Origin of the sequence: Micromonospora globbae (assembly GCF_003610785.1) — a bacterium.
Lineage (GTDB): Bacteria > Actinomycetota > Actinomycetes > Mycobacteriales > Micromonosporaceae > Micromonospora > Micromonospora globbae.
In genome coordinates this window covers 1-3,732 of the sequence record NZ_RAQQ01000071.1, presented here as the reverse complement: position 1 = coordinate 3,732, position 3,732 = coordinate 1, and the positions used below count along the sequence as shown (strand labels likewise).

General features: G+C 72.2%; 4 protein-coding genes. All 4 read left to right on the top strand.

Annotated features, from left to right (window positions below; all coding sequences use genetic code 11):
- The first annotated feature begins 150 nt into the window (after nucleotides 1–150).
- Nucleotides 151–1,020, top strand: a complete 870-nt coding sequence (locus D7I43_RS32210) for a M28 family metallopeptidase (RefSeq protein ID WP_204985347.1) — start codon at nucleotides 151–153, stop codon at nucleotides 1,018–1,020.
- 8 nt (nucleotides 1,021–1,028) lie between these two features.
- Nucleotides 1,029–1,358 carry an ArsR/SmtB family transcription factor gene (locus D7I43_RS32205; RefSeq protein ID WP_120332318.1) on the top strand — a complete coding sequence of 110 codons (330 nt, stop codon included), beginning with the start codon at nucleotides 1,029–1,031 and terminating at the stop codon, nucleotides 1,356–1,358.
- Nucleotides 1,358–1,855, top strand: coding sequence for a GNAT family N-acetyltransferase (locus D7I43_RS32200; protein ID WP_120332317.1), 498 nt, complete (start codon nucleotides 1,358–1,360; stop codon nucleotides 1,853–1,855). Before D7I43_RS32205 ends, D7I43_RS32200 begins: the two co-directional genes overlap by 1 nt.
- A gap of 77 nt (nucleotides 1,856–1,932) precedes the next feature.
- Nucleotides 1,933–3,348, top strand: a complete 1,416-nt coding sequence (locus D7I43_RS32195; protein WP_120332316.1) for an FAD-dependent oxidoreductase — start codon at nucleotides 1,933–1,935, stop codon at nucleotides 3,346–3,348.
- Nucleotides 3,349–3,732 lie beyond the last annotated feature (384 nt).

The following is a 3,732-nucleotide window of genomic DNA, read 5'->3' as shown; positions in this document are numbered from 1 at the left end:
ATGCTCGGCCTCACCCGCCTGCGCCTGCAAGACGCAACCCACCGTGACGAACAAGGCGCCCACCACGACACCTGACCTCTGCAAGATCAGCCGTACTCGCCTCTGCACTCCAACGAGTACCCCGACAACCCCGCCGGCCGGTGGCTCGTGGTGCCGGCGGGGACGAGCCTGTTCGACGCCTACCGCGACACGCAGGAGGCGGTCGGGCTGTTGATGAGCCGGGCCGTCGACGCCGCCGGATGGCAGTTCACCACCCTCGCCGGTCCCAACCCCGGCCCGCTGCCCATCCTGACCCTCGATGCGGACACCCACCGCGACGTCCTCGCCGCCGCCAGCACAGCCGGGAGCTGGTTCAGCGGGAACGCCCCACTGCGGCGCGACGACGTCACCGGCGTCAACGTCCACGCCGCCGTTCGCGCGCCGGCTAGGCCCCATGACATTGACCTTCTGCTGACGGCCCACTATGACGGGGTGGGGGACCACCCGGGGCTGCGCCAACCCGGCGCGTCGGACAACGCGAGCGGAGTCGGAGTGGTCCTCGAGGTGGCCCGGATCCTGTCGGCCGGGCTACCTGAGGGCATCGGGCTGTCCGTCGCGCTGCTCGACGGCGAGGAGGTCGGTGCGCTCGGCTCCGCCCACCACGCCGCCCAGCTCCGCGCCGCAGGGGCCGCACCGCTGGTCATCAATGTCGACGGCGCCGGCCGCCTGGACGGGGCAGCGGCGGTGGAGGCCGGCGGTCCTGCCCACCGGCTCCTGGCGCTGCTCGACCAGGCGGGACGGCACACCGGCGTCCCTCTCGCAGCGGGTCCGGTGGCATCGGACAACCGCCGCTACGGCGGAGCCGGTTTCGCCGCGGTGGGAATCGGAGCCGGCATGGTTGGCTACCACAGCCCGGCCGACACCGCGGACCGCGTCGACCCGCAGACGCTGACCGCGATCGCCCGCCTCGTCGTGGCCACCGCCTGCCTCGCCGCGGCGGCGCCCGCTACACTTTCATCGTCGATCGGCGATAAACGATAGAAGGAGTAATGGTGGGCGACCTCCTCGACCGGGCGACCGCGCAGACCTACGCCTCGTGGTTCCGTGCACTGGCCGACCCGACGCGGGTGCAGATCGTCGAGTACCTCGCCCGGCACAACCGGCCCATGAGCGTGGGCGAGATCGTCGCCGCCGTGGGGCTGGCCCAGTCCACCGTCTCCCAACATCTGAAGATCCTCACCGAGGTGCGGTTCGTGCTCGTCGAGCCGGTCGGCACCGCCCGCCACTACCGCATCAACGACGCCTGTGTCGGCTGTTTCCCGTCCGCGGCCGACGTGGTCATGGGCCGCCCGGCCCCGACCCCGAGGGGAGCCTGCTGATGGCCGACATCACCGTCCGCCGGATGACGGTGGATGACGCTGACCGGGTCCTGGCGATCTACCAGGCCGGTCTCGACGGAGGCAACGCCAGCTTCGAGACCGTCGCCCCGACCTGGGCGGCGTTCGACGCTGGCAAACTGGCCGAGCACAGGTTCGTCGCCGTCGATCCCGACGATCGCGTCCTCGGCTGGGTCGCCGTGTCACCCACCTCGGCGCGGTCGGTCTACGCCGGCGTGGTCGAGCACTCCGTCTACATCGACCCCACCGCCCAGGGCAGAGGCGTCGGCCGGCTGCTCCTGGACGCCGTGATCGCCTCGACCGAGGCTGCCGGCATCTGGACCATCCAGTCCGGTGTTTTCCCCGAGAACACCGCCAGCCTCGCCCTGCACCAGCGGGCCGGCTTCCGGATCATCGGCACCCGCGAACGCGTCGGCCGCCACCACGGCCGCTGGCGCGACGTGATCCTGCTCGAACGCCGCAGCCCCGCCATTACCTGACCCACACTGCCGCCGCCGTTGACCGGCGGCCTACTACGCCCTGCTGTTTCGACGAACCTCAACATAAGGAGTTTCTGATGAGCGCCTTGGACCAGCTGCCCGTCGCCGTCATCGGCGCAGGCCCGGTCGGCCTGGCCGCCGCCGCGCACCTGCACGAGCGTGGCCTCCCCTTCCTCGTTCTCGAAGCCGGCGACACCGCTGGCGCGGCCGTACGGCAGTGGGGCCACGTCCGCGTGTTCTCCCCGTGGCGGTACAACATCGACTCAGCCGCCCGCCGGCTGCTCGACGACGCGGGGTGGCCCGCCCCCGACCTGGAGGTTCTGCCCACCGGCGCCGAGCTCGCCGCCGACTACCTGCAGCCCCTCGCTGAGCTGCCGCAGCTCAAGCCGCACTTGCGCTACGGCGCCCGCGCCGAGGCGATCAGCCGTCTCGGCCTGGACCGGCTCCGCACCGCCGGACGCGACCAAGCCCCGTTCCTGATCCGCCTCACCACCGGCGAGGAGATCCTCGCCCGCGCCGTCATCGACGCCTCCGGCACCTGGGGGACCCCCAACGTCCTCGGCGCCTCCGGCCTCCCGGCCCAGGGTGAGAAGGAAGCCGCCGGGTTCCTGGAGCACGCGCTGCCGGACGTGCTCGGCGCCGGCCGAGACCGGTTCGCCGGCCGGCACACCCTCGTCGTCGGGGCTGGGCATTCCGCCGCCAACACCCTGCTGTCCCTCGCTGAACTCGCCGCCCAGGTGCCCGGCACGGAGGTGACCTGGGCGATCCGTTCCGCGTCCCCGGCCCGCACCTACGGCGGCGGGGACGCGGACGCCCTCCCGGCGCGCGGCGCGCTCGGCTCCCGGCTGCGCGACCACGTCGACGCGGGCCGGATCCGGCTGCTCACTGGATTCTCCGTCCACGCGATCACGCCGACCAACGGGCGGGTCGCCGTCGTCGTCCGACACGCCGACGGCACCGACGAATCGGTCACGGTCGACCGGATCGTCGCCGCCACCGGCTTCCGACCCGACCACTCCCTCGCCGCCGAGCTGCGCCTGGACCTGGACCCGATCATGGGCGCCACCCGCGCCCTCGCCCCGCTGATCGACCCGAACGAGCACTCCTGCGGCACCGTGCCCCCGCACGGCGTTGACGAACTTGCCCACCCCGAGCCGGGTTACTACGCCGTGGGCATGAAGAGCTACGGCCGCGCCCCGACGTTCCTCATGGCCACCGGCTACGAGCAGGTCCGCTCCGTCGTCGCCGCCCTCGCCGGAGACTGGGACGCCGCCCGCGACGTGCAGCTCGACCTGCCGGAGACCGGGGTGTGCAACAGCAACCCCGCCGACTCCACCGGCACCGACAGCTGCTGCGGACCGAGCCCTGCGGCAGAGACGGCCGGTAAGGGGCTTGCCACGGGCATCTCCGGTGGCCTGCTGTCCGCGCCGCTTCAGCTCGTCAGCCTCAACACTCCGGCAAGCGGCCAGACCGGCGGCTGCTGCGCCAACTGATGGCCACCTCCACGAGGGTGCCCGCCGACCCGACCGTCGGCGGGCACCACGCCCACGCGTGGCGACTGGTGGCCGCCCTGTGCATCACCTCGACCGTCGCCTACGGCACGCTCTACGGGCGCGGACCAGTGCAGGCGGGGGCGGACCGATCCCGTGGTCGCGCTGAACGCCCAGACGCTGCGCCGGGTACAACTAACACCCGAACCGCGGTGACGCGGGGACAACGTTGCGCGGCACGGGCATCGGATGGCTGGCGCCTAAGAGCTCCTAACTCTTTGAGTGTTGGAGTCGGCGCCAGCAGATGATGGCGCAGGCGAGGGTGAGGAACGCTTCGTGGATGTCGTCGCGGATCTCCCAGCGGATGCGCAGGCGGCGGAACCAGTG

Excerpts from the sequence above, each read along its gene's own strand:
- D7I43_RS32195 (WP_120332316.1), top strand. The coding sequence starts at position 1,933 with ATGAGCGCCTTGGACCAGCTGCCCGTCGCCGTCATCGGCGCAGGCCCG.
- D7I43_RS32200 (WP_120332317.1), top strand. The coding sequence starts at position 1,358 with ATGGCCGACATCACCGTCCGCCGGATGACGGTGGATGACGCTGACCGG.
- D7I43_RS32205 (WP_120332318.1), top strand. The coding sequence starts at position 1,029 with ATGGTGGGCGACCTCCTCGACCGGGCGACCGCGCAGACCTACGCCTCG.